The 25214-nt window shown below is 55.2% G+C and carries 24 protein-coding genes and 2 pseudogenes; 19 read left to right on the top strand and 7 right to left on the bottom strand.

Annotated elements, in window-relative coordinates; translation table 11 throughout:
* Nucleotides 1-16: 16 nt before the first annotated feature.
* Nucleotides 17-727, bottom strand: a complete 711-nt coding sequence (locus F0320_RS09905) for a YnfC family lipoprotein (RefSeq protein ID WP_047651352.1) — start codon at nucleotides 725-727, stop codon at nucleotides 17-19.
* 104 nt (nucleotides 728-831) lie between these two features.
* Between F0320_RS09905 and F0320_RS09900 the strand changes: the two genes are divergently transcribed.
* The 3 genes from F0320_RS09900 to dmsD all read left to right on the top strand — a co-directional run bounded on the left by F0320_RS09900 (nucleotide 832) and on the right by dmsD (nucleotide 4374).
* The gene (locus F0320_RS09900) at nucleotides 832-1098 is read left to right on the top strand and encodes a DUF1161 domain-containing protein (protein WP_029739394.1); all 267 of its coding nucleotides are present in this window, start codon (nucleotides 832-834) and stop codon (nucleotides 1096-1098) included.
* Nucleotides 1099-1228: 130 nt separating this feature from the next.
* The gene (gene ynfE, locus F0320_RS09895; protein WP_126328424.1) at nucleotides 1229-3667 is read left to right on the top strand and encodes a selenate/tellurate reductase subunit YnfE; all 2439 of its coding nucleotides are present in this window, start codon (nucleotides 1229-1231) and stop codon (nucleotides 3665-3667) included.
* 92 nt (nucleotides 3668-3759) lie between these two features.
* A complete protein-coding gene (gene dmsD, locus F0320_RS09890) occupies nucleotides 3760-4374 on the top strand; it encodes a Tat proofreading chaperone DmsD (protein WP_047651350.1) in 615 nt (204 codons plus the stop codon).
* Nucleotides 4375-4414: 40 nt separating this feature from the next.
* On the opposite strand, the gene F0320_RS09885 is transcribed toward dmsD, so the two are convergent.
* Nucleotides 4415-6130: a SulP family inorganic anion transporter gene (locus F0320_RS09885; RefSeq protein ID WP_047651349.1), complete on the bottom strand. Its 1716-nt coding sequence runs from the start codon at nucleotides 6128-6130 to the stop codon at nucleotides 4415-4417.
* 501 nt (nucleotides 6131-6631) lie between these two features.
* Between F0320_RS09885 and F0320_RS09880 the strand changes: the two genes are divergently transcribed.
* On the top strand, nucleotides 6632-6844 hold the full coding sequence (locus F0320_RS09880) for a hypothetical protein (protein ID WP_126328423.1): 213 nt from the start codon (nucleotides 6632-6634) through the stop codon (nucleotides 6842-6844).
* Nucleotides 6845-6997: 153 nt separating this feature from the next.
* On the opposite strand, the pseudogene F0320_RS09875 reads toward F0320_RS09880, so the two are convergent.
* A pseudogene (locus tag F0320_RS09875) lies at nucleotides 6998-7284 on the bottom strand (nucleotidyltransferase family protein).
* A gap of 153 nt (nucleotides 7285-7437) precedes the next feature.
* Nucleotides 7438-8274: a MipA/OmpV family protein gene (locus tag F0320_RS09870; RefSeq protein ID WP_126328422.1), complete on the bottom strand. Its 837-nt coding sequence runs from the start codon at nucleotides 8272-8274 to the stop codon at nucleotides 7438-7440.
* 203 nt (nucleotides 8275-8477) lie between these two features.
* Between F0320_RS09870 and F0320_RS09865 the strand changes: the two genes are divergently transcribed.
* The 3 genes from F0320_RS09865 to F0320_RS09855 all read left to right on the top strand — a co-directional run bounded on the left by F0320_RS09865 (nucleotide 8478) and on the right by F0320_RS09855 (nucleotide 11160).
* Nucleotides 8478-9155, top strand: a complete 678-nt coding sequence (locus F0320_RS09865) for a response regulator (protein WP_126328421.1) — start codon at nucleotides 8478-8480, stop codon at nucleotides 9153-9155.
* Nucleotides 9155-10543: a sensor histidine kinase gene (locus tag F0320_RS09860; protein ID WP_126328420.1), complete on the top strand. Its 1389-nt coding sequence runs from the start codon at nucleotides 9155-9157 to the stop codon at nucleotides 10541-10543. Before F0320_RS09865 ends, F0320_RS09860 begins: the two co-directional genes overlap by 1 nt.
* Before the next feature lie 137 nt (nucleotides 10544-10680).
* Complete coding sequence (locus F0320_RS09855) at nucleotides 10681-11160, top strand: RrF2 family transcriptional regulator (protein ID WP_029739386.1); 480 nt, start codon at nucleotides 10681-10683, stop codon at nucleotides 11158-11160.
* Between the two features lie 67 nt (nucleotides 11161-11227).
* Here the strand turns inward: F0320_RS09855 and oqxB are convergent, their stop codons facing one another.
* Both oqxB and F0320_RS09845 read right to left on the bottom strand, forming a co-directional pair.
* Nucleotides 11228-14383 carry a multidrug efflux RND transporter permease subunit OqxB gene (gene oqxB, locus F0320_RS09850; RefSeq protein WP_126328419.1) on the bottom strand — a complete coding sequence of 1052 codons (3156 nt, stop codon included), beginning with the start codon at nucleotides 14381-14383 and terminating at the stop codon, nucleotides 11228-11230.
* 24 nt (nucleotides 14384-14407) lie between these two features.
* Nucleotides 14408-15583, bottom strand: coding sequence for an efflux RND transporter periplasmic adaptor subunit (locus F0320_RS09845; protein ID WP_126328418.1), 1176 nt, complete (start codon nucleotides 15581-15583; stop codon nucleotides 14408-14410).
* A gap of 337 nt (nucleotides 15584-15920) precedes the next feature.
* On the opposite strand from F0320_RS09845, the gene F0320_RS09840 reads away from it, so the two are divergent.
* From F0320_RS09840 to F0320_RS09830, 3 genes are all read left to right on the top strand, one after another.
* The gene (locus tag F0320_RS09840) at nucleotides 15921-16274 is read left to right on the top strand and encodes a helix-turn-helix domain-containing protein (protein WP_126328417.1); all 354 of its coding nucleotides are present in this window, start codon (nucleotides 15921-15923) and stop codon (nucleotides 16272-16274) included.
* Nucleotides 16275-16344: 70 nt separating this feature from the next.
* A complete protein-coding gene (locus F0320_RS09835; RefSeq protein ID WP_047174883.1) occupies nucleotides 16345-16662 on the top strand; it encodes a YebG family protein in 318 nt (105 codons plus the stop codon).
* 96 nt (nucleotides 16663-16758) lie between these two features.
* Nucleotides 16759-16974, top strand: coding sequence for a DUF6500 family protein (locus F0320_RS09830; protein WP_126328416.1), 216 nt, complete (start codon nucleotides 16759-16761; stop codon nucleotides 16972-16974).
* A gap of 227 nt (nucleotides 16975-17201) precedes the next feature.
* On the opposite strand, the gene F0320_RS09825 is transcribed toward F0320_RS09830, so the two are convergent.
* Nucleotides 17202-17642 carry a GNAT family N-acetyltransferase gene (locus F0320_RS09825; RefSeq protein WP_126328793.1) on the bottom strand — a complete coding sequence of 147 codons (441 nt, stop codon included), beginning with the start codon at nucleotides 17640-17642 and terminating at the stop codon, nucleotides 17202-17204.
* A 162-nt stretch (nucleotides 17643-17804) separates the two neighbouring features.
* Between F0320_RS09825 and F0320_RS09820 the strand changes: the two genes are divergently transcribed.
* The 9 genes and pseudogenes from F0320_RS09820 to clcB form a co-directional block, all read left to right on the top strand.
* On the top strand, nucleotides 17805-18161 hold the full coding sequence (locus F0320_RS09820; protein ID WP_126328415.1) for a DUF4440 domain-containing protein: 357 nt from the start codon (nucleotides 17805-17807) through the stop codon (nucleotides 18159-18161).
* 156 nt (nucleotides 18162-18317) lie between these two features.
* The gene (locus tag F0320_RS09815; protein ID WP_126328414.1) at nucleotides 18318-18719 is read left to right on the top strand and encodes a YybH family protein; all 402 of its coding nucleotides are present in this window, start codon (nucleotides 18318-18320) and stop codon (nucleotides 18717-18719) included.
* 287 nt (nucleotides 18720-19006) lie between these two features.
* Nucleotides 19007-19630: a glutathione S-transferase family protein gene (locus tag F0320_RS09810; RefSeq protein ID WP_126328413.1), complete on the top strand. Its 624-nt coding sequence runs from the start codon at nucleotides 19007-19009 to the stop codon at nucleotides 19628-19630.
* A 154-nt stretch (nucleotides 19631-19784) separates the two neighbouring features.
* Nucleotides 19785-20522, top strand: a complete 738-nt coding sequence (locus F0320_RS09805) for a YoaK family protein (RefSeq protein ID WP_149323758.1) — start codon at nucleotides 19785-19787, stop codon at nucleotides 20520-20522.
* Nucleotides 20523-20799: 277 nt separating this feature from the next.
* A complete protein-coding gene (gene osmY, locus F0320_RS09800) occupies nucleotides 20800-21510 on the top strand; it encodes an osmoprotectant ABC transporter permease OsmY (protein WP_023335513.1) in 711 nt (236 codons plus the stop codon).
* An 18-nt stretch (nucleotides 21511-21528) separates the two neighbouring features.
* The gene (gene osmX, locus F0320_RS09795) at nucleotides 21529-22428 is read left to right on the top strand and encodes an osmoprotectant ABC transporter substrate-binding protein OsmX (protein ID WP_126328411.1); all 900 of its coding nucleotides are present in this window, start codon (nucleotides 21529-21531) and stop codon (nucleotides 22426-22428) included.
* A gap of 8 nt (nucleotides 22429-22436) precedes the next feature.
* On the top strand, nucleotides 22437-23084 hold the full coding sequence (gene osmW / locus F0320_RS09790; protein ID WP_047651337.1) for an osmoprotectant ABC transporter permease OsmW: 648 nt from the start codon (nucleotides 22437-22439) through the stop codon (nucleotides 23082-23084).
* Nucleotides 23084-24232 (top strand): osmoprotectant ABC transporter ATP-binding protein OsmV, encoded by a 1149-nt coding sequence (gene osmV, locus F0320_RS09785; protein ID WP_047651336.1) that lies wholly within the window; start codon nucleotides 23084-23086, stop codon nucleotides 24230-24232. Before osmW ends, osmV begins: the two co-directional genes overlap by 1 nt.
* A gap of 102 nt (nucleotides 24233-24334) precedes the next feature.
* Nucleotides 24335-25192, top strand: a pseudogene (gene clcB, locus F0320_RS09780) (voltage-gated ClC-type chloride channel ClcB); the annotation flags it as partial.
* Nucleotides 25193-25214 lie beyond the last annotated feature (22 nt).

The following is a 25214-nucleotide window of genomic DNA, read 5'->3' as shown; positions in this document are numbered from 1 at the left end:
CTGCGCGGTTTTATTCTCAGTAGTATTCAATCGTGTTTTTGATGGTGTATTTGCGCTCAACGGCAGGTTTGACGCTGTCGTCGGTGATCGTCAGGTCGCAGCTCACCGGATTATTGTGCCTGTCGTAGTCGCAGCTCTGCTTCACGTTACCCAGCGGCTTATCATTCAACATGCTCACTGCCGAGTAATCCATTCTTTTGCGAACGTCTTTAGACGGCGTCGACTGGACGGACAGATGCTGATCGCCGGAGACGGTGGTTTTGCCCAGCGGGTAGCCATCCGCATCGTAGCGATACTTCACTTCCATCTCTTTGCCGTGCGCCGCCACCACAAAACCATTGTCGTCGGTATCCCACGTTATCCCGGCTGACGGCAGTTCGGCCAGCTGGCATTTCCCCTGCAGCTTCACTTTTCGCTGCTGGGTTTCCGCATCAAGATAGTAATTGGCATCCAGCACCAGCGCCACGCCGGTATTGGCCTCCAGGTCGTGCAGTTCCAGGGTATCGAAACACCCTTCCGCCGACACGGTGCCGGTCACCCGTTTGGACACTTCGCCCTTCTCGTTGAGCAGCGTCTGGGTGAAGTCTTTCACCGGGCCGCGCAGCGGATCAAAATCAAATTCATTCGAGAAACTCGCCATCTCGGGCGTAAACGACAGCGGCGCGGAGCTGTTATCACACCCCACCAGTGTTGCTGCCAGTAGCGTTATCGCTGCGTATTTCTTCACATTTATTACCGTACAGGGAGATTATTCCCAATCATATTAGCAAATACAGTTGTTTACACGAAGCCTGCTAAAATTAATCTCTACACAGAGAAAAGGAGCTACAGATGAAACGGTTACCCTGGATTACCGCCCTGCTGTTAATGAGTGCCTCAACGGCCGCGCTGGCGGCACCGGATTCCTGCGAGCGCGTGAAAAGCGACATTCAGCAGAAAATTATCAACAACGGCGTGCCTGAATCAGGTTTTACGCTGAGCATTGTGCCGAACGATCAGGCTGACCAGGCGGGCACGCAGGTGGTAGGCCACTGCGCCAACGACACTTTTAAAATTTTGTACACCCGTACAGGCAACGGGGCTGCTGAAGCGCAGTAATTTACCCTCAATCCCCTTTGATTTGATGAGGATTAAGATCTAATACCCCCAAATCAGTAACACTCACCCCATCATTAGCCCGGTCATCATTTCGGGAAAAATTATACGCAATTTAATGATGGGGTGAGCCATGTCCGATACTGAACATCACGGCGGAATTAGCCGTCGAACTCTCGTGAAATCTACGGCAATAGGGTCTCTGGCGCTTGCCGCCGGCGGGATCTCGCTTCCTTTCGGCTTAAAGAGGGCCGCCGCGGCGGTGAAGAACGCCGTCCAGCCTGCTGAAGATAAAGTGGTATGGGGCGCCTGCTCGGTCAACTGCGGCAGCCGCTGCGCGCTGCGTCTGCACGTCCATGACGACGAAGTGTACTGGGTCGAAACGGATAATACCGGTGAGGATAATTACGGTAACCATCAGGTGCGCGCCTGCCTGCGCGGGCGTTCTATTCGCCGTCGCATCAATCACCCCGATCGTCTCAACTATCCGATGAAACGCGTGGGTAAACGCGGTGAAGGCAAGTTCGAGCGCATCACATGGGATGAGGCGCTGGACGCCATCACCGCCAGCCTGAAAGAGGTGGTCAGCAAATACGGCAACGAAGCGGTGTATATTAACTACTCCTCCGGGATTGTCGGCGGCAATATCACCCGCTCCTCCCCTTACGCTTCGCTGGTGGCGCGCCTGATGAACTGCTACGGCGGTTTCCTGAGCCACTACGGCACCTACAGCACGGCGCAAATCGCCTGCGCGATGCCTTACACTTACGGCAGCAACGAAGGCAACAGCACATCTGATATCGAAAACACCAGACTGGTGGTGATGTTCGGCAATAACCCGGCGGAAACGCGCATGAGCGGCGGCGGGATTACCTATTATCTGGAGCAGGCCCGCGAGCGGTCCAACGCGCGAATGATCGTTATCGACCCGCGCTATACCGATACGGCAGCCGGACGCGAAGATGAGTGGATCCCTATCCGTCCGGGTACCGATGCCGCGCTGGTGGCGGGCATTGCCTGGGTATTGATCGACGAAAACCTGGTCGACCAGCCTTTTCTCGATAAATACTGCGTTGGCTACGATGAAAAAACGCTGCCGGAAGGCGCGCCCGCTAACGGCCACTACAAAGCGTACATTCTCGGCCAGGGCGATGACCGCACGGCGAAAACGCCGGAGTGGGCCTCACGCATCACCGGCATTCCCGCGGATCGCATCATCAAGCTTGCCCGGGAAATCGGCTCCGCGAAACCGCCCTATATCTGCCAGGGCTGGGGACCGCAGCGCCAGGCGAACGGCGAGCTAACGTCCCGCGCCATCGCCATGCTGCCAATTCTTACCGGAAACGTCGGCATCAACGGCGGTAATAGCGGCGCGCGCGAGTCGACCTACACCATTACCATCGAACGTATGCCGATACCGGATAACCCGGTCAAAACGCAAATCTCCTGCTTCAGCTGGACGGACGCCATCGCCCGCGGGCCGGAGATGACCGCCCTGCGCGACGGCGTGCGTGGGAAGGATAAGCTGGACGTGCCGATTAAGTTCATCTGGAACTACGCGGGCAATACCATCATCAACCAGCACTCCGATATCAATAAAACCCACGATATCCTGCAGGATGAAAGCAAGTGCGAAATGATTGTCGTCATCGACAATTTCATGACGTCGTCAGCGAAGTACGCCGATATTATTTTGCCGGACCTGATGACCGTCGAGCAGGAAGACATCATTCCGAACGATTATGCGGGTAATATGGGCTACCTCATTTTCCTCCAGCCCGTGACCGCGCCGAAGTTTGAGCGTAAGCCTATCTACTGGATCATGAGCGAAGTGGCGAAACGCCTCGGGCCGGATATTCATCAGAAATTCACAGAAGGACGCACGCAGGAACAGTGGCTGCAGTTTCTGTATGCCAAAATGCTCGAAAAAGACCCTCAACTGCCGTCCTATGACGAGCTGAAAAAAATGGGCATTTATAAGCGCAAGGATCCGAACGGACACTTTGTGGCCTATAAAAAATTCCGCGAGAGCCCGGAAGCCAATCCGCTGAAAACGCCATCGGGTAAGATTGAAATTTATTCCAGCAAGCTGGCGGAGATTGCGGCCACCTGGGAGCTGGAAAAAGATGAGACCATCAGCCCTCTGCCCGTCTACGCATCGACCTTTGACGGCTGGGACGCGCCCGAGCGCGCGCAGTTCCCGCTGCAGCTGTTCGGCTTCCACTTCAAAGCCCGTACCCACTCGAGCTACGGTAACGTCGACGTTCTGAAAGCGGCCTGTCGCCAGGAGGTGTGGCTTAACCCTGTCGATGCTGCAAAACGCGGCATTAAGAACGGCGATACGGTGCGCGTATTTAATAGCCGCGGCGAGGTGCGAATTGAAGCGAAGGTCACGCCACGCATCATGCCCGGCGTGAGCGCCATGGGCCAGGGAGCGTGGCATGATGCCAATATGAATGGCGATCGTATCGACCACGGCTCCTGCATCAACACGCTGACGACCCATCGACCCTCTCCGCTGGCAAAAGGCAACCCCCAGCACACCAATCTGGTGCAGATCGAGAAGGTGTAGAGGTGAAACACGAGACCCTGGTTTATTCTGTGGTCACTATTATCGGTTAACACAGTCGCGCGGGCGTCATCCGCGCGAGCAAGGAAGGTTTAATGAAAGACGTCTCACATCGTGAATCGTTCGCGTTCAGCGCCCGGGTGCTGGGCGCGCTGTTTTATTTCTCGCCGGACAGCGAGCAGGCCGCGCCGCTGGTGAAAGCGCTCACCGCTGGCGAATGGGTTCAGGACTGGCCCCTGCCTTCGGAAACGCTGCAGCCGGTTGCCGATACGTTTGCCTCATCTTCCGATGAGCCGCTGGCGGACGCCTGGCAACGGCTGTTTATTGGTCCGTATGCCCTGCCCGCTCCGCCGTGGGGTTCCGTCTGGCTGGACCGTGAATCCGTATTGTTTGGCGACTCGACCCTCGCGCTGCGCCAGTGGATGCGTGAGAACACTATCGCATTTGAAATGCAGCAGAATGAGCCGGAAGATCATTTCGGTACTTTGCTGCTGCTGGCGGCGTGGCTGGCCGAGAATGGTCGCGAGTCGGAGTGCGATCAGCTTCTGGCGTGGCACCTGCTGCCGTGGAGCACCCGCTTCCTGTCGGTGTTTGTCGACAACGCCGGGCATCCGTTTTATACCGCGCTGGGCAGGCTTGCACAGCTGACGCTCGCGGACTGGCGATCCGGGTTACTTATTCCGGTTGCGGAAAAGACGCTGTATCGCTAAGGGATGTGGCTTGCTCGCGGTTGGCGGGCAAGCCTTTAGCTTATACCTCGCCACCTGATTCACTCGCACTCTCTTTGCTTTGAATGAACCGAAGTGCCAGATAGAGGTCTGGTGCCAGAATCATGTCATCATCATTCATCGTTGGCCGGCTATCTTTAAACCAGCGCGTTAATTCCGTTTTTCTGCCCGCAAGGATTAACGTAATCTGTCGACCTTTCAGATCGCGCTTTAACTCATTAATGGTTGCCAGAACGCTGATGTCTGAATAGGTGAAGCAGGCTACGGCATCAATAACCACCCATTTAGGCTGTACTGCTGCACCATCAACCAGGTTCAATACCCGACGTTTAAAATAAGCCACGTTAAAATAGGTCAACGGGGAGTTAAATCGATACATCAGCACGCCCGGGACCATTTTAATATCGGTTGTATTACCTAATGAGTGAATCATTCCATTTTCGTCAGTGCCCAGTAAGTGCTCAGAGGGACGAAACACCGTACGCAGGAACTGTAACAGGCCAAGCAACACCGCAAGGCCGATCCCCTGGATAACGCCGATAATTAACACACAGCCAAACGTGAAAAAGGCCAGGCGAAATGCCTGTTTATTTCTGCGTCTCAGGTTCCATAGTCCACGTAAATCAATTAATGACCATGATGCATACATTAAAACAATACCTAACGCAGATACCGGAATAAATTGTAATGGCTGAGTGAAAAACACTACTACAATACCGATGAGTAAGGCTGCGACGATGGAAACCAGCTGACTTTTCCCACCCACTGAATCATTAACTGCGGTCCGGGAATCGGCTCCACTGATTGCAAACCCCTGAGATAACCCCGACATAATGTTCGCAATACCCAGCGCCCGGAACTCTGCATCAGCATTAATTTCATAGCCATTTTTCGCAGCGAAACTGCGGGCGGTCAGCATCAGGCTGACAAAACTGACCAACGCCAGGTTCAGCGCCGGGATCACTAAATCACGCATCGGACCGGGCTGAAACGCGCCCCAGTTGACCACGGGTAAACCAGGCTGGAAGCCTTCCCCTCCAATAGTGGCAATACCATACTGTTGCGCAGATGTCGCCCATACCAGTAGCGTTGTCATCACAATGGCAATCAACGGAGCTGGCCAGTGGCTGCGATACGTTTTGATCGCCATTAAAATAATTAACGTTAAAAACGATATCCCAATGGTTAATAAATGACTGTCGGAAAGTCGGCCTGGCAAGGCCATTATTTTCTCAATAACCTGCGCTTCATCGAGTTTTATCCCCAGCACCTTGCCTAATTGCCCGACAATAATCGTCACGGCTACGCCATTAAGCAAACCCGTGAGAATGGGATGAGAAAGCAAATCGGCAAGCGCGCCCAGGCGAAATTTACTGGCAAGCAGGCACCACCCGCCCATCATCAACGTCATGATGATGGTCAGCTGCCAGTGCAGTTCGGGATTACCTGCAGAAAGAGGAAACACGACGGCCGCAATCACCGCGCAGGTCGTGGCATCAGGGCCCACAATAAGCTGACGTGAAGATCCAAAGAGTGCATACGCTATCATCGGTAAAACGCAGGAATACAGCCCCACTATTGCCCCAACACCAGCCAATTCAGCATAAGCAATAGCCACCGGTAGCGCGACAGCCGCAACGGATAACCCAGCTTTAACATCCTGTTTTAGCCAGCTTTTATCGTAGGCTAACAAATTTTGTAAACCTGGCATGTAGTTTAACAATAGTTTTCCGAACACGTTGTTCTCCGGATAGGGATATTAGCCACGTCATGCTGGCACACTTCTCAGTGAGGTTCTGGCTTTGAAATGCTCCGGACTGAGGCCGCCACTGCTCGGAACCTAATAAAACGTTAACCATTTTATTATTCTGACTGGTGTTAAACATAGTGCAAAAACTACCGCTTAGCCGGAGTAGGCCTTGCTGGATGCTGCAGCGCTGCACGCTGGTGAGGGATGGATGGCCGACAGTCATAATGCCAAGAGCAGACCATCGCACCATCGATATTGGCGGTGTAACGAACAGCCTTTTAAATCAGCCATGTGTGGTTGAAGTACACAAGGAAAATGGTTCATTTAATATGATATATCGTTTTATTAGCTGCTGTTCTATTTGCAACCCTGCAACTCAATTTTTTAAGCTAATGATTATGACTCACCAGTTGCCTAAACGAGGCTAGAAATAACCCCTTGCCCGTAATGTTATTTTTTGTTACATTAACCACATAAGTGGCAAATACAATGAGTATTATGCTGGCGTTATTTGTACAACGATTAGATTGTGGAACTAAATTGAAATATGTATTTGTACTAACATTGAGTATGGTATTGTCAGGCTGTACCGCAAATGATTGGGTGGATGCTGCAAGTGGGATAATGCAAGCTAAAGACCAACAAGAAAAAGACGCAAGGAATCAGCGTATAAAATCGGCTAATAAGGCTGCAGGTTACTGATGCATCAATAATTTATACATTCCTCTTCTTATCTTTACAGACAGAAGAGGAATCATATTCCAGTCAAATATCCTTACGCGGAATATAATCACCTAAGAAATCAAAATAATCAAAAAAGATATTTCTTGCTTGTCAAATTTCTTATCCAAAATATTATAAGAAGATAATGGGGTAAGTACAATCACCATTACGCAGATGCATTCTGGCTTGATTCTTTACAGACCAGTCAAAAGCGGGCATCTGTTGTTTAAGTTTTTCTTCCAGATGACGTTCGTCGTCGGAGTACAACATTCGCGATCGAACCAGACCACGTCAACATCGCCAGATAAGGAACGATGCCAATCAACATGCAGATGATCCCATACGGCATTCCTGACAATACCCGCGCCAATCCAGCAATCACGAAGTTGCAAATCGCGGACCGCGTAAAGCACCCGCATTCGTGAAGGATCAACCGACAATATTCTCTGCAATGAATTTAGATAGTCCACCATTATTCCCGTTATCAAACAGCACCGCCCCGCATATTAACCGGAGCGGCTTATCTACATCGTTAGTGTGCGCTCAAAACCGCAAGCTGTCGCAGCCAACAATTAAAAACTGTATGTCACCTTCAAACTCCCCGTCGGCGACGTTTTACGATGCACAATCGGGCTATCGCCCGCATCCCCCGTCAGCTGCGTCACACCCGCTGAGGCAAGGACGCTCCAGCGCGAGGTGAGCCTGTGGGTCCAGTCAAGATTCATCGACCAGGCATAAATCCCGGCCCCGGCGTCATGTCGGGCAAATCCCGATGTGCTCGACTGTGCGGCACTGACCCCGTAGTAGGTCTGCATGTACTTGTCGGATCCCCAGCTGCCGGTCAGCGCCAGCGCCACCTCATTTTTTTGTGAGGTATAAAACGGGCTGGAAATGCCGAAATGGACCGCTTCACCGTTGTCTCTTTCAGAAACCGGTACCTCAGCCTGCAGCTGCAGGTGAAGCCAGTCGGTCACCCTGTACTCCAGCCCAGGCACAACGATTGCCGAGCCTTTTATCTCGCCCATTCCCCGCAGCTCGTCGCTGCCGGAGCTGATCGAATCGCTGCTCACGTCTTTATCTTTACGACCAACCCGATAGCTCAGCGCCGCGCTGTAATCCAGGTTGCCGATGTTATTGCCGTAACCGATCCCTCGCGTGGTGCCGATAAAGAAGCCGTTTGCCATGGCGTAATCCACCACCTGAGCCGCACTGACGCGGGTTTTATCGGAACCTGAGTAGCGCGGCGCGACGTCCACGCCGCCTCCCAGGGTTAAGACGTTACCCTGGCTCTGTTCGGCCGCCACAACAGGCGTGACCAGCAACGCCAGAACGACGCCCGGCACGAGGTTTTTCAGGCTGCGGCCCGGAAGTAAATGGGGGAACGTATGACGCAGTTCGATGTTTCTCATTAAAGAAGCCCTTTTGGATTCAAATGATGACGATGCATGCGGTTAACCGCCTGAACGCCCATTTTGAATACCGACCCTAAGGTTCTTATGAGCCCAACATGAAGAAACACTGAAGCGCGAGCCGGTGCTGTAAACCGTGCAGGTTTCCTGATACCGTTTTTTTCTTAAGATGTTCTTCATTCACGGTTGATACAGTTACCAGTGTGAAAATTCTACTAATCGAAGACGACCTGGATCTCGGCAACGGCGTACGTATCGCCCTCTCCGATCAGGGATTTGACGTCATATGGGTACGCCGCAAAGAGGATGCGCTGCATCAGCTGGACGTCTGCGTGCCTGAACTTATTTTGCTCGACCTGGGGCTGCCCGACGGTGACGGCATGAGCCTGATGACGCGTTTGCGTCAGCAGCTTAAGGGGATCCCGGTCATCATCCTGACGGCGCGCGGCACGCTGCAGGACCGGCTGTGCGGGCTGGATGCCGGCGCGGACGACTATCTCGTCAAACCCTTTGTTCTCGCCGAACTGCTGGCGCGAGTACGAGCCCTTGCGCGACGCAGCTACGGTTTTGAGAATGCAGCGATAGAAATTCGAGGCTTATCGCTTCATGTTCCGACGCGTCGCGTGAAGGTAAGCGCGCGCCACATAGACCTGACCGCCAGTGAATATGCGCTGCTGGAAACATTGATGCTGCGCGCTGACCGCGTGATAACGCGACGGTTTCTGGAAGAGCGGATATTCGGCAACAAAGAGAACCTCAGCAATGCGCTCGACGTGCATATGGGAAATTTGCGGCGAAAAATCGGCGACGGCTATGTGCGAACGGTGCGGGGCGTCGGGTATGTCATTGATACCGTCTCAGTCCAGAAGGTGACCGGTTAATGCGAAACGTCTGGTATCACCTGAGACGACCGACGCTGGTACGGCGAATTATCATCGCCCAGATCGTGCTGCTTACCCTGCTGTGGAGTCTTTTTTTAACCTTCATTCTGTGGGATGACCTGCGCAGCCCTCCCATCCTCACGGGCAATAAGACGTATGAAACCCTTTTTACCCTGGTTGAAAGGATGGACGGACGCCCGCAGGATCGCACCGCCGTGCTGGAAGCCTTCAGCAAGGCGCTGCGTGAGGGCTATGGCGGCGGTGACGATCCCGCGCTGTCGATTAACCTCATCGTTCGCGAGAATAATGCCGTGATATTTTCGTCACAAGGAGCACCCGCGGGGGTGAAAAACACCCGACCGGGGCAAATGGAGCACGTACAGAGTGAAGGTCGCGTCTGGACTAGCCGCACCCTCAAATCCCCTCATTCCGACGTGGAGGTTACCCTTTTCACCCCAGCCAGCGGCTGGAACTTCTTTATCTATTTGAACTCGCGCGGGTACTACATCCTGCCGCTGCTGGTTTGCTTCCCTTTTCTGCTGTTTCCCGCGTGGCTCTCAATCCGCATTGCGATGCGCCCCTGGAACAAGGTGGTCAATGAAATTTCGCTACGCACGCCGGACGATCTTTCCCCGTTAAAAGCCGTACCGAAGCACCGGGAGCTTCGCCAGATGGTGGACGCGATCAACGACTTCCTTGCCAGGGTGCGCGAAAGCGCGGAAAGGGAGCGGGTTTTCATTGCGGATGCGGCGCACGAACTGCGTACGCCCCTCGCGGCGATGCGCATCAACGTGGAAGCGCTGCAGTCCTGGGTCTTTAGCGAGAGCCAGCAGGAGCTGCTTGCAGGGGTGATTCGCAGCAACAGCCGGGCAGCGCGTCTCGTCAACCAGCTGCTGCTGATGATGCACAGCGAAGCGCGCATTGATACGGACATGGAAACCGTTCCGCTGACCACGCTCATTCAGGAACGAATGGCCGAACTGGAACCGCTGGCGTCCGCGCGCAGAATTGAGCTGGAATTCTTCGCCGAGGATGACATCTGGATCCCCGGCGTCAGGGAACGCCTGGTATCGCTTATTGACAACCTCATTGAGAACGCCGTGAAGTACAGTCCCGAGGGCGGGCGGATTCAGGTCGATGTCAGCATAGCGGATGGCTTCGCGCGGCTTCGCGTTTCAGATGCAGGGCCCGGTATTCCGGTTGAACTGCGCGAGCGCGTGTTTGACCGGTTTTTCCGCGACCCCAATCAGGTGCAAAGCGGGAGCGGGCTGGGGCTTGCCATCGTCAAAGCGGTGGCGCAGCAACACAACAGCAGCGTAAACCTGAGTACTTCCGCTGAAGGTGGCCTGATGGTGACGGTTGACTTCCCGAACCGCACGTTTTGCTAAATCAGAACAGGGAGTTCGATCGCAAATGCCGCAGATTGCTTCAAAATAATTACCGTATTTGTTATATTGTTGTTTATTGCTTATTCACCTCTGCGGTGCCAAAAAGAACAAGATTCACCGCAACCCAGGACAGAGAAATGTTAGATTACCGCTTCCCGACAGCTTTGCAGATGGTTCTCAGCGTAGCGATGGCGGAGCAATTGGGTGAACGTTCCACGAGTGCGATTCTGGCCTACGGCCTGGAAGCGAACCCGAGCTTCATCAGAAAATTGATGGTTCCGCTCACGCGTGACGGCATTATCGTCTCAACGCTTGGCCGTAACGGCTCAATTCACCTTGGTCGCCCGCCGGAAGAGATCACCCTGCGCGACATCTACCTTTCGGTCATCGAAGATAAAAAGCTGTGGGCGTCGCGCCCTGACGTGCCGGCCCGCTGCGTGGTCAGCGCTAACGCCTGCTGGTACTTCAAATCGATTTCCGAAGAGGCAGAAGAGGCTTCGTTAGCGGTACTGGCCCGCCATACCGTGGCAAGCGCCCTGGAAGCGGTGAAAAACGCCGACAGCAGCGGATGGGATCCCCTCCCGGACCTTATTGCCCAGTATCAAAAAACGTCGTAACGTTTTATCTGATGCGAAAAAAAACCGCCTTCACAATAAAGGCGGTTTTTTATTATCTGCAGCTTTCCTACGCGGGCAGAACGTCCCTTTCCTCTTTTTTCCCGCGCGTCACGAACTTACGCAGCGTCACGTAAAACACCGGCGTCAGGAACAGACCAAACAGCGTCACGCCCAGCATCCCGGAGAACACCGTGATCCCGGTGACGCCGCGCACTTCTGCGCCTGCCCCGTGGCCGAGGATCAGCGGAATAGTCCCGGCAATAAAGGCGATGGAGGTCATCACAATCGGACGTAAACGCAGGCGGCAGGCCTCCAGCGCGGCTTCCATAATGCCTTTGCCCTGAATTTCCAGCTCGCGGGCAAACTCCACGATAAGAATCGCGTTTTTACACGCCAGCCCCATCAGTACCACCAGCCCCACCTGCACGAAGACGTTGTTATCGCCCCCGGTCAGCCAGACGCCAAACAGTGCGGACAGCATGGTCATCGGCACGATGAGGATCACCGCCAGCGGCAGCGTCCAGCTTTCATACAGTGCCGCCAGGACCAGGAACGCCAGCAGCACCGCGACCGGGAAGACGATCAGCGCCGTGTTGCCCTGGGTGGCCTGCTGGAAGCTCAGATCCGTCCATTCAATGTTCATCCCGTTAGGCAGGATCTGCTTAGACATCGCGTCCAGCTGCGTCATCGCCTGTGCGGACGAAAGCACGCGCGGATCGGCATCGCCAATCAGGTCCGCCGCCGGGTAGCCGTTGTAACGGATCACCGGATCCGGCCCGTAGGTGGTCGTGATTTTCACCATACTGCCAATCGGCACCATTTCGCCCTGGCTGTTGCGGGTGCGCAGATTCGCAATATCTTCCACGCTGTCGCGGAACGGCCCGTCGGCCTGCGCCATCACGCGCCAGGTACGTCCGAACTGGTTGAAGTCATTGACGTACGACGAGCCCAGATAGGTTTGCAGCGTCCCGAAAAGATCGGTTAGCGACACGCCCTGCGCTTTCGCCTTATCGCGGTCAACCTGCACGTCCAGCTGCGGCACGTTAGCCTGGTAGGTTGAGATCGGGAAGTGCATTCCCGGCGTCTGCATAATCGCACCGGACATGGTGTTCACCGCGTTTTGCAGCGCGCCATACCCCAGACCGCCGCGATCCTGAATATACAGAGAATAGCCCGACCCCTGCCCCAGCCCTAAAATCGGCGGCGGCAGAATGGAGAAGCCAAAGCCTTCCTGAATTTGCGCGATTTTCGCGTTGATCTCAGCGTTTATTTCCGCCGCAGTATGCTTACGCTGGTCGAACGGTTTCAGGCCGAAGAAGACCGTCCCGGTGTTCGGCGTGTTGGTGAACTGCAGCGCATTCAGCCCCGGGAACGCCACCGCGTAGTCCACGCCTTCGGTATTCATCCCGATTTCGCTCATTTTGCGGATCACCGCGTCGGTGCGCGCCAGCGACGAACCTTCCGGCATTTTCACGCCGCCAATCAGGTACAGCTTGTCCTGCGTCGGAATAAACCCGCCGGGCACCGCTTTAAACATGACGCCTGCGGCACAGAGCAGCAGCAGATACACCACAAATACCGAGCCGCGTCTTCCCAGCGTTTTGCCCACCAGCCCCTGATAGCCGTTCGAGCTGCGGTGGAAAAAGCGGTTAAACGGACGGAAAATCCAGCCGAACAGACGATCGATAAGCCGGGTCGGGAAATCTTTCGGCGCGCCGTGGGGTTTTAACAGCAGTGCCGCCAGCGCCGGAGAGAGCGTCAGCGAGTTAATGGCGGAGATGACCGTGGAAATCGCGATCGTCACCGCAAACTGCTTGTAGAACTGCCCGGTCACGCCTGAGAGGAACGCCATTGGCACAAACACCGCGCACAGCACCAGCGCAATCGCGATGATCGGCCCGGACACTTCGCGCATCGCCTGATGCGCCGCCGCAAGCGGCGCAAGCCCCTCTTCTATGTTTCGCTCGACGTTTTCCACCACCACGATGGCGTCGTCCACCACGATACCGATGGCCAGCACCAGCCCGAACAAACTCAGGGTATTGAGCGAGAAGCCGAGCAGGTAGAGAATGCTGAAGGTACCCACCACCGAAACCGGCACCGCGATCAGCGGAATGATCGACGCGCGCCAGGTTTGCAGGAACAGGATCACCACCAGCACGACCAGCACCACCGCTTCCAGCAGCGTTTGCACGACCGCACGGATGGAGTCGCGCACGAAAACGGTCGGATCGTAAGGTGCCGCCCACTTCATGTCCGCCGGGAAGCGCGTGGACAGTTCGTCCATTTTTGCGCGCACCGCGTTAGACAAATCAATGGCGTTCGCCCCCGGCGACTGGAAGATACCAATCCCGACCGCGTCTTTATTGTTCAGCTGGGAACGCAGCGCATAGCTGCCGGACCCCATTTCGATACGCGCCACGTCGCGCAGGCGGACGACCGTACCGTCCTGCGTTGTTTTCAGGACAATATTGCCAAACTCTTCTTCGGTATGCAGGCGGCCCTGAGCGTTAATGGAGATCAGGAAATCGCTCTCTTTCGGCAGCGGCTCGGCGCCAAGCTGCCCGGCGGAAACCTGTACGTTTTGTTCCTGCATTGCCGTGACCACGTCCGAAGCGGTCAGTCCGCGAGCCGCCACTTTATTTGGATCCAGCCAGACGCGCATCGCGTACTCACCCGAGCCGAAAATCTGGATCTGGCCGACGCCGGGCAGACGCGCCAGCTCGTCCTTCACCTTCAGCGTGGCGTAGTTACGCATATACAGGGAGTCGTACTTACCGTTGGGCGAAAACAGATGCACCACCAGCGTCAGCGTCGGGGACTGTTTCTGGGTGGTAATGCCCAGGCGCCGCACGTCTTCCGGCAGACGCGCTTCGGCCTGCGCGACGCGGTTTTGCACCTGCACCTGCGCCTGGTCCGGATCGGTACCCGGACGGAAGGTGACGGTGGTGACCAGCACGCCATCGGAGCCCGCAACGGACTTCATGTACATCATGTTCTCAACGCCGTTGATCGCCTCTTCCAGCGGCGTCGCCACCGTCTCGGCAATCACTTTCGGGTTGGCCCCCGGGTACTCCGCGCGCACCTGCACGCTTGGCGGCACGACGTCAGGATATTCGCTCACCGGCAGCAGCGGGATGGCGATTAACCCTGTGATAAAAATCAGAATCGACAGCACCGCGGCAAAAATCGGCCTGTCGATGAAAAAGCGGGAAAAGTCCATGGGTAGGATTCTCAGGTCAAGGGATCAGTTGAGGGCGCTGGTGGCGGTCATGGCAACGGTTTTGGCGTTAACCGGCATACCCGGCATAAACACTTTTTGTAAACCCTCGACGATGACTTTATCGCCAGGATTCAGCCCCTGCCGCACGATGCGTAAACCATCTGCCAGACGACCCGGCGTAATGTCGCGGCGCTGCGCTTTCCCCTCTTTATCGACGATATAGACGTACTTACGATCCTGATCGGTCAGCACCGCCTTGTCGTCGATAAGCGTGGCTTTAAACTCGGCGCTGCCCGGCAGGCGTACGCGGGCAAAAAGTCCCGGCGTGAACTGACGCTGCGCGTTATCCAGCAGCGCGCGCATGCGGATGGTGCCGGTACTCGGCGTGAGCTGGTTATCAAGGAAGTCCACTTTGCCCTGATGGGGATAGCCCTCCTCGCCCGTCAGGCCAATCTCTACCGGAAGCGCCGTGTGGTTGCTGGACGCCCCCTGCCCGCTGCGGGCCAGGTTTTGATAGTGAAGGTAGGTTGACTCGTCCACGTCAAAGTAGACGTAAACCGTCTTCTGCGAGACCAGCGTGGTGAGAACGCTGGCGGTGTCGCCCGCTGTCACCAGGTTGCCGCTGGTGATCAGCGCCCGGCTGGCGCGACCGTCGATAGGCGCGGTGACTTTGGTGAAGTCCAGGTTGAGCTGGGCAGCGTCAACCGCCGCCTGCGCGGCACGAATATCGGCCTGCGCCTGAGTGGCGGCCGAACGACGCTGCTCCCACTCTTCACGGGAGACAACGTTGGTATTGACCAGCTTATCGGTACGGTTAGCTTCACTTTGCGCGAGGCTGGCCTGCGTTTTGGCTCTTGCCAGGTTCGCCTGCGCCTGTTCCAGCGCCGCGCGATAGGTTCGGTCATCAATCGTGAACAGCACCTCACCCTTCTTCACTTCCTGGCCGTCGGTGTAATTCACCTTATCAATGTAGCCGGACACGCGCGGGCGCAGCTGAACGCTCTCCACCGCTTCAATCCGGCCGTTAAAACTATCCCACTGGCTAATGGATTTCACCACCACGTCAGCAGCGCTGACGGCGGGCGCAGGCGGCGCGGCGTTTTGCGCGACGCTGTTGTCGCATCCGACGAGCAGCACGGAGAGCAACATTGCTCCCAGCGCGCTCAGATGAGAATTACCCCAGGTTTTTTGCAGGCTCATTATTTTTATTCCGATAATTGTCGCCGCCGGGCAAGACGCAGCAGGAGGCACCGCGCCACTTCCTTTGTCCGGGGGCTGTCTTAAGGCCATTTGTGTCGTTCATCGCCACAAAACTGTAACAGTTGCGAATACACTATTCGCGGCGATTGTAGGAAGGCGCTTAACTAAGTGCAAGAATAATTGTTGCACTTTATGTGCTATTTGAGCGGATGTGAAAAGACCCGTTTCGCTCAGGGATTTAAATGCAACAATAAAACTTGCAATTAATACAAAAACGCGCCACCTTTAAATGCAACAGACAAAGATACTTTTTCATCCGCTGCGTGGGGGTAACCAGATGAACACTGGCGCATTTATGCATGATTTACTCGACTGGATCGACAACAACCTGGACAGCCGTCTGGACATTGAGTCCGTCGCCAGGCGTTCCGGCTACTCGAAATGGCACCTCCAGCGCCTGTTCAAAGAACATACGGGCTATCCCCTCGCCGGGTATATTCGCGCGCAAAAGCTGCAAAAATCGGTTGAGCGGTTAACCCACAGCGACGAGCCGATTCTGAACGTGGCGATCGCGCTGGGCTTTGACTCCCAGCAGTCCTTCAACCGCAGCTTTAAGCGTCAGTATGGTCAGGCGCCTGGGGCATGGCGGCGCAGTATAGGTGGCCCGGAAACGCAGCAGCTTCGCCAGTAATGCATATTTTGCTGCAACATCGATCTGTTGCTGATATACTGTACATAAACACAGTATAGCGAGGTGCACGATGGCTGTTGAAACAAAATTTGTTGTCGTAAGAAAAGGTGAAGAGAAAATGACATTTGCCAGTAAGAAAGAGGCTGACGCTCACGACAAGCTGCTCGATATGGCAGACGCGTTCACCGACTGGCTGTTGCAAAGCGGAATGCAAATGGATGAAACGCAGGCTGAAAATCTTGGCCTGTATCTCGCCGAGCAGAAAGAGACCGTGCAGCATATTCTGCGTACCAGCAAGCTTCCCGATCTCACTGCCCCAGCTGCAGCGGATAAAACAGAATCCGATGCGGCTGACACGAAAAAAATCAGGGCTGTGAAGGCGGCCTGATTGCCAGAAAACAATATTAACGATCCTGTAGCCGTAAGCAGACTTCTGCTTGCGGCTTTTTTTTAGCCCGAAGATGAAAAGAGTAAAGGAGATGGCGTGCGGCAAGGAATGATGGAAAAGATCATCAGGATCTGTGATTCAAAAATCGCCTCTAAGGGAAGCGATGTTGGGCTTTCGTTTTATGCTTTTATTGCTAATAAAAACGACGATCCGGAACTGCTTATGGAAGTGGCGCACTGGTGGATTATGGAGATGAAACTGGACCATTTTGAAAAGGCTGAAAAGATCAGGAACCTCGTTTCAGCCCTGTAACACGCTAAAGCGGGATGGCCGGTAGCATTGCGGGATTTCATCGCTCTGACTGTCGCATAACTCCTCTGAGACCATTCTGCCAATCGTCTCTGCACACGTAAGCATGCTTCTTATCGCGTGTTGTGCAGCATCCGTGTTTCTTTGACGTTGGCGCTAACAGGGTAATTTTTGTTCCTAGTGCAGTCAGTTTTGTGCCAGGAGCGGACGTTTACGAAAGAGGTCTTTGCTCAAATGCAGCGACGTTTCTCTAATATAATATCGGATTCGCTTACATTTTCTTTCTCAATCCAGCCCTGCCGCCTATAAAATTCTGCCGCACGACTGTTTTTGTCGGTTTCAAGCCATGCAACCTCATGATGTTTGAATAATTCCTGTTCTGCGAGTCTAACAAGTCTGCGACCTAAACCTCGGCCTTCATATTTAGGTAGAACAAATGCCGCAAAAAGGCATGCTTCATCAGGCAAAATCATTGAAAAACCAATCACTTTCCCATCATCCTCAGCAACCCATGCGCAACGACTTTTTTCAATCATATCGGTGACAACGCTCTCGGTAATTCCCATCCGCTCCATTTCTTCTCGACTGAGATGATTTTCTTTAACCGAAGTCCTGACGTCATAAATACCCTCTATATCAGAGGATAGAGCTAATCTTGTCCTTATATTCATCGTATTATTCCAGTCATGATACAGTGTTATTTTGATGATTAACCCGCTCATAGCAGATCCACAGCGCTGCATTTCACATTAGATCTGTGCCGGGGACGGACGTTGCATTCCAGCGATTATCACCTTAATAGTTAATGTTCGATTGTGATAAGGGCAAATACTATGCTACTGGATACGTTAAAAAGACTCGAATGTTTTCTTCATGGCAGTAGGCGGAAAGATCGGATATGGCTTGAACAAATACTCCATGAGAGATTTAGCGAAATAACGCGCTCAGGAGTATTTGTTAATCGTGCACAGACTATTGAAGCCCTTTCGGGGGAAGATAGCGTTCCAGCTAGTCTTAGTAGTGATTTCCGGCTTACCATCGTTGGAGATAATTTCGCAATTTTGCACTACAGAACTGTCAATCCAGATGGCAGTAATGCATCCCTTCGTTCTTCATGCTGGGAAATCTCTGAGGATGGGCAATGGAAATTAGTGTTCCATCAGGGAACACCTGAGGCAGAGAGCATGTAGTCGTCAAATTCAACGTCCGCTGCTCGCTCTTTCCAGACCTAACGTTATCTCCCCTCTCAACTTCCCCCCAACTCCCCCGCCATAAAACCTGGTAGCTATACAAACGCGCCAGGCTGTTACGTTAATACCTCTTTACCCCTTAACGAGGAATCTTGCATGACCCCACACCCGCTGCACCAGATCATCGAATCCTGTGACCACGCCATCACCACCAAAAACTATGACGCGCTGATGGAGTACTACGCCGAAGACGCGGCTCTGGTGGTCAAGCCCGGCATGACGGTTAAAGGCAAAGAGAACATTCGCAGCGCGTTTATTGCCATTTCGGATTATTTCCAGAACCAATTGATTGTGGAACAAGGAGAGATGCAGGTGATCGAAGGTGGCGGCAATGCCCTCGTTATCATGGAAACCGTTCTCCGTTTTCCTGATGGTCAGGGTGGAATAACGGAAATGTCGCGCCGCGCTACCTATGTTTTTCGGCTGGAAAGCGACGGACGCTGGCTTTGTACCATCGACAACTCCTACGGTACGTCGCTGCTTGATACCGGGAACTGAGCGCGTTAATCACGGTTACAAAGGGGCGCTGCCGCCCCTCCACGCCTGCGCCCTTAATGTGTAGTGATGCGCGGCTCCTTCACAAACTCAGCCAGCAGCCACACCATATCGTGCAGCAGACCTGTCAGCTCTTTTTTCATAAGGTTACTTTGCGGTTTGCGAGGCGCCTTCCAGAAACGTTCACCGGGGCCAGACAGAGCACGCCCCACTAAATTTTGCTCCAACCTCCTCCGTGCAACTGGTGTATTGTTCCTAAACAACTCATTCCTCTAAGGGACACCTGCGCAATGATCACCATCCTCGGCAAAACCACCTCCATCAACGTGCGTAAAGTACTCTGGACCTGCGAAGAAGCAGGCATCGAGTATCAACAGGAAGATTACGGCAGCGGTTTCGCCTCGACGGAAACGGACGCCTTCCGCGCCCTGAACCCCAACGCCATGGTGCCGGTGCTGATGGATGGCGATTTCGTGCTGTGGGAGTCCAATTCCATCTGCCGCTATCTGGCGCGCAAGGCCGAGCGTCACGATCTGCTGCCCGCAGAACCACAGGCCTGCGCCAACGTTGAGCGCTGGATGGACTGGCAGGCCACTGAATTTAACAACGCATGGCGCTATGTCTTCCCGGCCCTGGGGCGTAAAAATCCGGACTTTAACGACCCTGAGCGCATTGCGGCAGGAATCAAGGAGTGGAACCACTGCATCACCATTCTGGAAAACCAGCTGCAGCGCACCGGGGCTTTTGCGGCGGGCGAAACCTTTACCCTCGCGGACGTGGTGCTTGGGCTGTCGGTGAATCGCTGGAAAATGACGCCGTTTGATAAGCCTGACGTGCCGGCGATTGAGGCCTGGTTTGAACGTCTTAACCAGCGACCAGCGTTTTTGCGCCACGGCAATAACGGCATGATATAAAGTATTTACGCCCCATGTTGAGCAAGGATATTTTATTTAATTACTAAACCCTTAAACGCGTCAGAGGGAATAATAATTAAGCCATATCCTGGACAGCCCGTTGCACCGCTTTGCTAGCCTGACTATTCAGGCAAAGCTCAACCCGGAGGTATTCTTGCTGATTAGACTCAAGAAAGAACGAACGCATAAGGAGGATCGCCGGCTTGCTCTCTGGCTGGCGACTTCGGCAGGTTTGCTGAATGCCATCGCTCTCGGGGCATTTGGTTTTTTCCCCTCACACATGACCGGCAACACCTCACAGTTATCCAGCGAAGTCTCTTCCACCGACCTCAGCGATATTATTTTCTTCGGCTCGATTATTCTCTCCTTTGTCGCAGGCGCCATTCTTGCCCGCACGATAGTGATATGGGGCATTATCCATAACGTCAGGTTGGTTTTTTGTCAGATCCTTTTTGTAGAGGGGATATTACTGACCGGCGTTTCCTTCTACGAAATGTATTTTCATGCGCTCACCAGCAACCGCGAGATTATTCTTTTTCTCTGTTTTCTGATGGGTATTCATAACTCCACCTCCACGCAGCTTTCCGGCGGGCGGGTGAGATCGACGCACATTACCGGCACGCTGACGGACGCGGGAATTTCCCTCGCCTCCGTAATGGTGGCGATGCTGCGCAGGGATTACTCCAAAGATACGGCGGCACAAAAAAGTCAGCTGAAAACCCACTTAACCACCCTGTTTTCGTTTATTACGGGCGGTATCGCGGGGCTGCTGCTGTTCAGGTGGATTGGGTTTAACGCCATGCTGGCGCTCGGGTTGATGCTCGCCGTGGTCGCTATCGTTTCCATTATCACCGTCTCGACGCGGGTTCGACGGGTTCGTGCCTCTCTGTGAAGATAATGTTCGATATTCGATCGTAATAGCCCTTTAGATGTGACACCGTCACATCTAAAAATTCGCTTTAGGACTATTCTGCCTGACCCTCAATCAGCCCTTATGCCATAAGGCCTAACACAAGGTTGTCACTATTTTCATAGGGTTACTGATTTTACCCCTTCGCTGGAACCCTTCCCAAACGCTTGCTATAGGTGAAATACCCCTGCCGAAACATGGCATAACAACAGGCAACCGGTGGTTGCTATAACGCATGCGCACAGGGAGACACACCGCAATGCACCCATTACTCAAACGTTCGCTGCTGTTTGTCGGCGCCATTATCGTGGTTCTCGCCCTCCTCGTCTGGGGCATTGGGCTGGAAACGATCAGGGCGCGCCAGGTTGACCTGGTCTATCTCGGGCAACAGCACATGATTCTGGTTTTCTCATCGATGTTTTTTGCCCTGCTGGTGGGTATTCCAGCCGGTATTCTGCTGAGCCGCCCGGCCGCGCGGGGTATCGCCGAATATGTGATGCAAATCTTCAACGTCGGCAATACGCTGCCGCCGTTGGCCGTTCTGGCGCTGGCGATGGTGGTGATTGGCATTGGCGATACGCCCGCCATCATCGCCCTGTTCCTCGCCTCGCTGCTGCCGATCGTGCGCAATACCTACGCCGGGCTGTGCTCGGTCCCGCCGTCGCTGCTGGAAGCGGCAAACGGCATCGGGATGACCAAATGGCAGCGTCTGCGTCAGGTTGAGCTGCCTGCCGCCTGGCCGGTCATGCTCTCGGGGATCCGCATCGCCACCGCCATTAACGTCGGTACCGCACCGCTGGCGTTCCTGATTGGCGCCAGCAGCTACGGCGAGCTGATTTTCCCCGGCATTTACCTGAACGATTTCCCGACCCTGATCCTCGGCGCGGCGGCCACCGCCCTGTTCGCCCTGATCCTCGATACCCTGCTGGCGGCGCTGGGTCGCGTGATGAGTCCCCATCTCGCTCGATAACAATAACAAGGAGCTTTTATGAGACTGATATCCGGCCTGACGGCGATGTGTGCCGCGGCGCTGTTCACCAGCCAGGCGATGGCGGCTCCGCTGATTCTGGCGACCAAGAGTTTTACCGAACAGCACATTCTCTCGGCGATGACCGTGCAGTACCTGCAGAACAAAGGATTTCAGGTTCAGCCGCAAACCAATATCGCCACGGTGATTTCCCGTAACGCGATGATCAACAAGCAGATTGATATGACCTGGGAGTACACCGGCACGTCGCTGATCATCTTTAACCACATCAACAAGCGCATGTCGCCAGAGGAGTCGTACGAGACGGTGAAACGCCTGGACGCGAAGCACGGTCTGGTCTGGCTCAAGCCCGCCGATATGAACAACACCTATGCTTTTGCCATGCAGCGCAAGCGCGCCGAGGCGGAACATATCAACACCATGTCGGAGATGGTGGCGAAAATTGAGCAGATCCGTAAAACCAACCCGGACAAAAACTGGCTGCTGGGCCTGGACCTGGAATTTGCCGGGCGCAGCGACGGCATGAAGCCGCTTCAGGCGGCCTACCAGATGGATCTGGACCGTCCGCAAATCCGTCAGATGGACCCTGGTCTGGTCTATAACGCGGTACGCGACGGCTTCGTTGACGCCGGCCTGATTTACACCACCGACGGGCGCGTAAAAGGCTTCGATCTCAAGGTGCTGGAAGACGATAAAGGCTTCTTCCCGAGCTACGCGGTGACGCCGGTGGTGCGTAAGGACACGCTGGAGGCCAACCCCGGTCTGGAAGAGGCACTCAACACCCTCTCAGCCCAGCTCAACAACGACGTTATCACCGAGCTGAACAAAAAGGTGGATATCGACCATCAGTCACCGCAGCAGGTCGCCCGCGATTTCCTGCGTAGCAAACAGCTGCTGTAGGAGGCGCTATGGATACGATTCACTACATTCTGGACAACTGGGATTACCTCTTAACCCTCACCCTTCAGCACCTGTGGCTGGTGGCACTGGCCGTAGGTTTAGCCATCATCATCGGCGTACCGCTGGGCATTCTGATTGTCCGCCACAGGTGGCTGGCAACGCCGGTGCTGGGCATTGCCACCATTGTGCTGACCATTCCGTCCATTGCGCTGTTTGGCCTGATGATCCCGCTGTTTTCGCTGATCGGTCAGGGGATTGGCGCCCTGCCCGCGATTACGGCAGTGTTTCTCTACTCGCTGCTGCCGATTGTGCGTAACACCCATACGGCGCTCGACAGCCTGCCGCCGGGCCTACGCGAAGCCGGACGCGGCATCGGCATGACCTTCTGGCAGCGTCTGCGCTGGGTCGAGATCCCGATGGCGCTGCCGGTGATTTTCGGCGGGATCCGCACCGCCGTGGTGATGAATATCGGCGTGATGGCGATTGCCGCGGTGATTGGCGCGGGCGGCCTGGGCCTGCTGCTGCTCAACGGCATCGGCGGAAGCGATATTCGCATGTTGATTGCGGGCGCGCTGATGATTTGTCTTTTAGCAATTGTGCTTGACTGGCTGCTGCACCGTCTGCAGGTGGTTCTGACTCCAAAGGGGATTCGATAATGATAAAACTGGAAAACCTCACCAAACAATTTTCACAGAAGCACGGCCAGACCTTTAAGGCCGTCGACAACGTCAACCTGACCGTGCCCGAAGGGGAAATGTGCGTCCTGCTCGGCCCGTCCGGCTGCGGGAAGACCACCACCCTGAAGATGATTAACCGCCTCATTACCCCAAGCAGCGGGACGATCCTGATCAACGGCGAGGACACCAGCGGGATGGACACCGTCACCCTGCGCCGCAACATCGGTTACGTGATCCAGCAGATTGGCCTGTTCCCGAACATGACCATCGAAGAGAACATCACCGTCGTGCCGCGCATGCTGGGCTGGGATAAAGCGCGCTGCAAAACCCGCGCCGAAGAGCTGATGGATATGGTGGCGATGGATCCGCATAAGTTCCTCAACCGCTACCCGCGCGAGATGTCCGGCGGCCAGCAGCAGCGTATCGGCGTGATCCGCGCCCTTGCGGCAGATCCTCCGGTACTGCTGATGGATGAACCCTTCGGCGCGGTGGATCCGATCAACCGCGAGGTGATCCAGAACCAGTTCCTGGAGATGCAGCGCAAGCTGAAAAAAACCGTCATGCTGGTCAGCCACGATATCGACGAAGCCCTGAAGCTCGGCGACCGTATTGCGGTATTCCGTCAGGGGAAAATCGTGCAGTGCGCCAGCCCGGATGAGCTGCTGGCGAAACCAGCGAACGAGTTTGTCGGCTCGTTTGTCGGTCAGGACCGCACCCTGAAGCGTCTGCTGCTGGTATCGGCGGGCGACGTCACAGACCAGCAGCCGACCATTACGGTGCGGGGCTCTACTCCCCTCCCTGAAGCCTTTGCGACCATGGATGATAACGATATTCGCGCGATTACCGTGGTTGACGAGCACGGCAAGCCGCTGGGCTTTGTGAAGCGTCGCGAAGCGCGTAACGCCAGCGGTACCTGCGCCGACATCCTGCATACGTTCCGCATGACCGGCAAGGCGGAAGACAACCTGCGCGTGGTGCTTTCACGTCTGTATGAGAGCAACACCAGCTGGATGCCGATCGTGGATGAGGACGGGCGCTACAACGGCGAGATTTCGCAGGACTATATTGCTGAGTACCTGAGCTCCGGGCGTACGCGCCGGGCGTTGAATATTCATAGCGACAGCTAACCTTTCTGGCCGGGCATCGCCCGGCTTTTTCGCACGCAGACCTTTTGCTAACCCCGCGATTTCCCGCCACAATATCGTATCGTCCCCGTTAAAACGCGACCCATGCAACGTCTTCATACCTACCCCGACATCCGCGCGATGTTTCGTCGCCTGCTGATTGCCACCGTCACCGGCGTGCTGGCCGCGCTCGCCGTGGCGGTATTCCGCCACAGCATGTACCTGCTGGAGTGGCTGCTTCTCAGCAACGATAGCGGCAGCCTGGTGAATGCCGCCGCGTCGCTCTCGCCCTGGCGGCGCGCGCTGACGCCCGCGCTGGGCGGGCTGGCTGCCGGGCTGCTGCTCTGGGGATGGCAGCGTCTGACCGCGCAGCGGCCTCATGCCCCTACCGATTACATGGAGGCGCTGGAGACCGGAGAAGGCCAGTTTGACTACGGCGCCAGCCTTGTGAAATCCCTTGCCTCGCTGCTGGTCGTGGCCAGCGGAAGCGCCATCGGGCGTGAAGGGGCGATGATCCTGCTTGCCGCCCTCGCCGCCTCCCTTTTCGCCCGGCGCTTTACGCCCAAATCCGAATGGAAATTATGGATAGCCTGCGGTGCCTCCGCCGGGATGGCCAGCGCCTATCACGCCCCCCTTGCCGGAAGCCTGTTCATCGCGGAAATTCTGTTTGGCACGCTGATGCTGGCCTCGCTCGGCCCCGTGGTGATTGCGGCGGTGGTGGCGCTGCTTACGACGCAGCTCCTGGCTCCGGGCGCGGGTACGCTCTACGCGGTCCATCTGAGCGGCATCCTTACCGCGGCCGATTATGCTCTTCTCGTCGCGATGGGGCTGGTGGCGGGCCTCTGCGGACCGCTGCTGATGTGGCTGATGGACGTCAGCCACGGGCTTTTCCTGCGCCTCAAGCTTTCGCCGCCGTGGCAGCTGGCGCTGGGCGGTGCGATCGTCGGGCTGCTGTCTCTCCTCTGTACGGTCCGGGGACATAGTG

The organism is Enterobacter dykesii (assembly GCF_008364625.2).
Taxonomy (GTDB): Bacteria; Pseudomonadota; Gammaproteobacteria; order Enterobacterales; family Enterobacteriaceae; genus Enterobacter; species Enterobacter dykesii.
This window is presented reverse-complemented; position numbering and strand designations above follow the sequence as displayed.

Bases quoted from the DNA above. Each gene is read 5' to 3' on its own strand.
- F0320_RS09900 (WP_029739394.1), top strand. From the start codon at position 832: ATGAAACGGTTACCCTGGATTACCGCCCTGCTGTTAATGAGTGCCTCA.
- ynfE (WP_126328424.1), top strand. From the start codon at position 1,229: ATGTCCGATACTGAACATCACGGCGGAATTAGCCGTCGAACTCTCGTG.
- dmsD (WP_047651350.1), top strand. From the start codon at position 3,760: ATGAAAGACGTCTCACATCGTGAATCGTTCGCGTTCAGCGCCCGGGTG.
- F0320_RS09880 (WP_126328423.1), top strand. From the start codon at position 6,632: ATGAGTATTATGCTGGCGTTATTTGTACAACGATTAGATTGTGGAACT.
- F0320_RS09870 (WP_126328422.1), bottom strand. From the start codon at position 8,274: ATGAGAAACATCGAACTGCGTCATACGTTCCCCCATTTACTTCCGGGC.
- F0320_RS09860 (WP_126328420.1), top strand. From the start codon at position 9,155: ATGCGAAACGTCTGGTATCACCTGAGACGACCGACGCTGGTACGGCGA.
- F0320_RS09855 (WP_029739386.1), top strand. From the start codon at position 10,681: ATGTTAGATTACCGCTTCCCGACAGCTTTGCAGATGGTTCTCAGCGTA.
- oqxB (WP_126328419.1), bottom strand. From the start codon at position 14,383: ATGGACTTTTCCCGCTTTTTCATCGACAGGCCGATTTTTGCCGCGGTG.
- F0320_RS09845 (WP_126328418.1), bottom strand. From the start codon at position 15,583: ATGAGCCTGCAAAAAACCTGGGGTAATTCTCATCTGAGCGCGCTGGGA.
- F0320_RS09840 (WP_126328417.1), top strand. From the start codon at position 15,921: ATGAACACTGGCGCATTTATGCATGATTTACTCGACTGGATCGACAAC.
- F0320_RS09835 (WP_047174883.1), top strand. From the start codon at position 16,345: ATGGCTGTTGAAACAAAATTTGTTGTCGTAAGAAAAGGTGAAGAGAAA.
- F0320_RS09825 (WP_126328793.1), bottom strand. From the start codon at position 17,642: ATGAATATAAGGACAAGATTAGCTCTATCCTCTGATATAGAGGGTATT.
- F0320_RS09820 (WP_126328415.1), top strand. From the start codon at position 17,805: ATGCTACTGGATACGTTAAAAAGACTCGAATGTTTTCTTCATGGCAGT.
- F0320_RS09815 (WP_126328414.1), top strand. From the start codon at position 18,318: ATGACCCCACACCCGCTGCACCAGATCATCGAATCCTGTGACCACGCC.
- F0320_RS09810 (WP_126328413.1), top strand. From the start codon at position 19,007: ATGATCACCATCCTCGGCAAAACCACCTCCATCAACGTGCGTAAAGTA.
- osmY (WP_023335513.1), top strand. From the start codon at position 20,800: ATGCACCCATTACTCAAACGTTCGCTGCTGTTTGTCGGCGCCATTATC.
- osmX (WP_126328411.1), top strand. From the start codon at position 21,529: ATGAGACTGATATCCGGCCTGACGGCGATGTGTGCCGCGGCGCTGTTC.
- osmW (WP_047651337.1), top strand. From the start codon at position 22,437: ATGGATACGATTCACTACATTCTGGACAACTGGGATTACCTCTTAACC.
- osmV (WP_047651336.1), top strand. From the start codon at position 23,084: ATGATAAAACTGGAAAACCTCACCAAACAATTTTCACAGAAGCACGGC.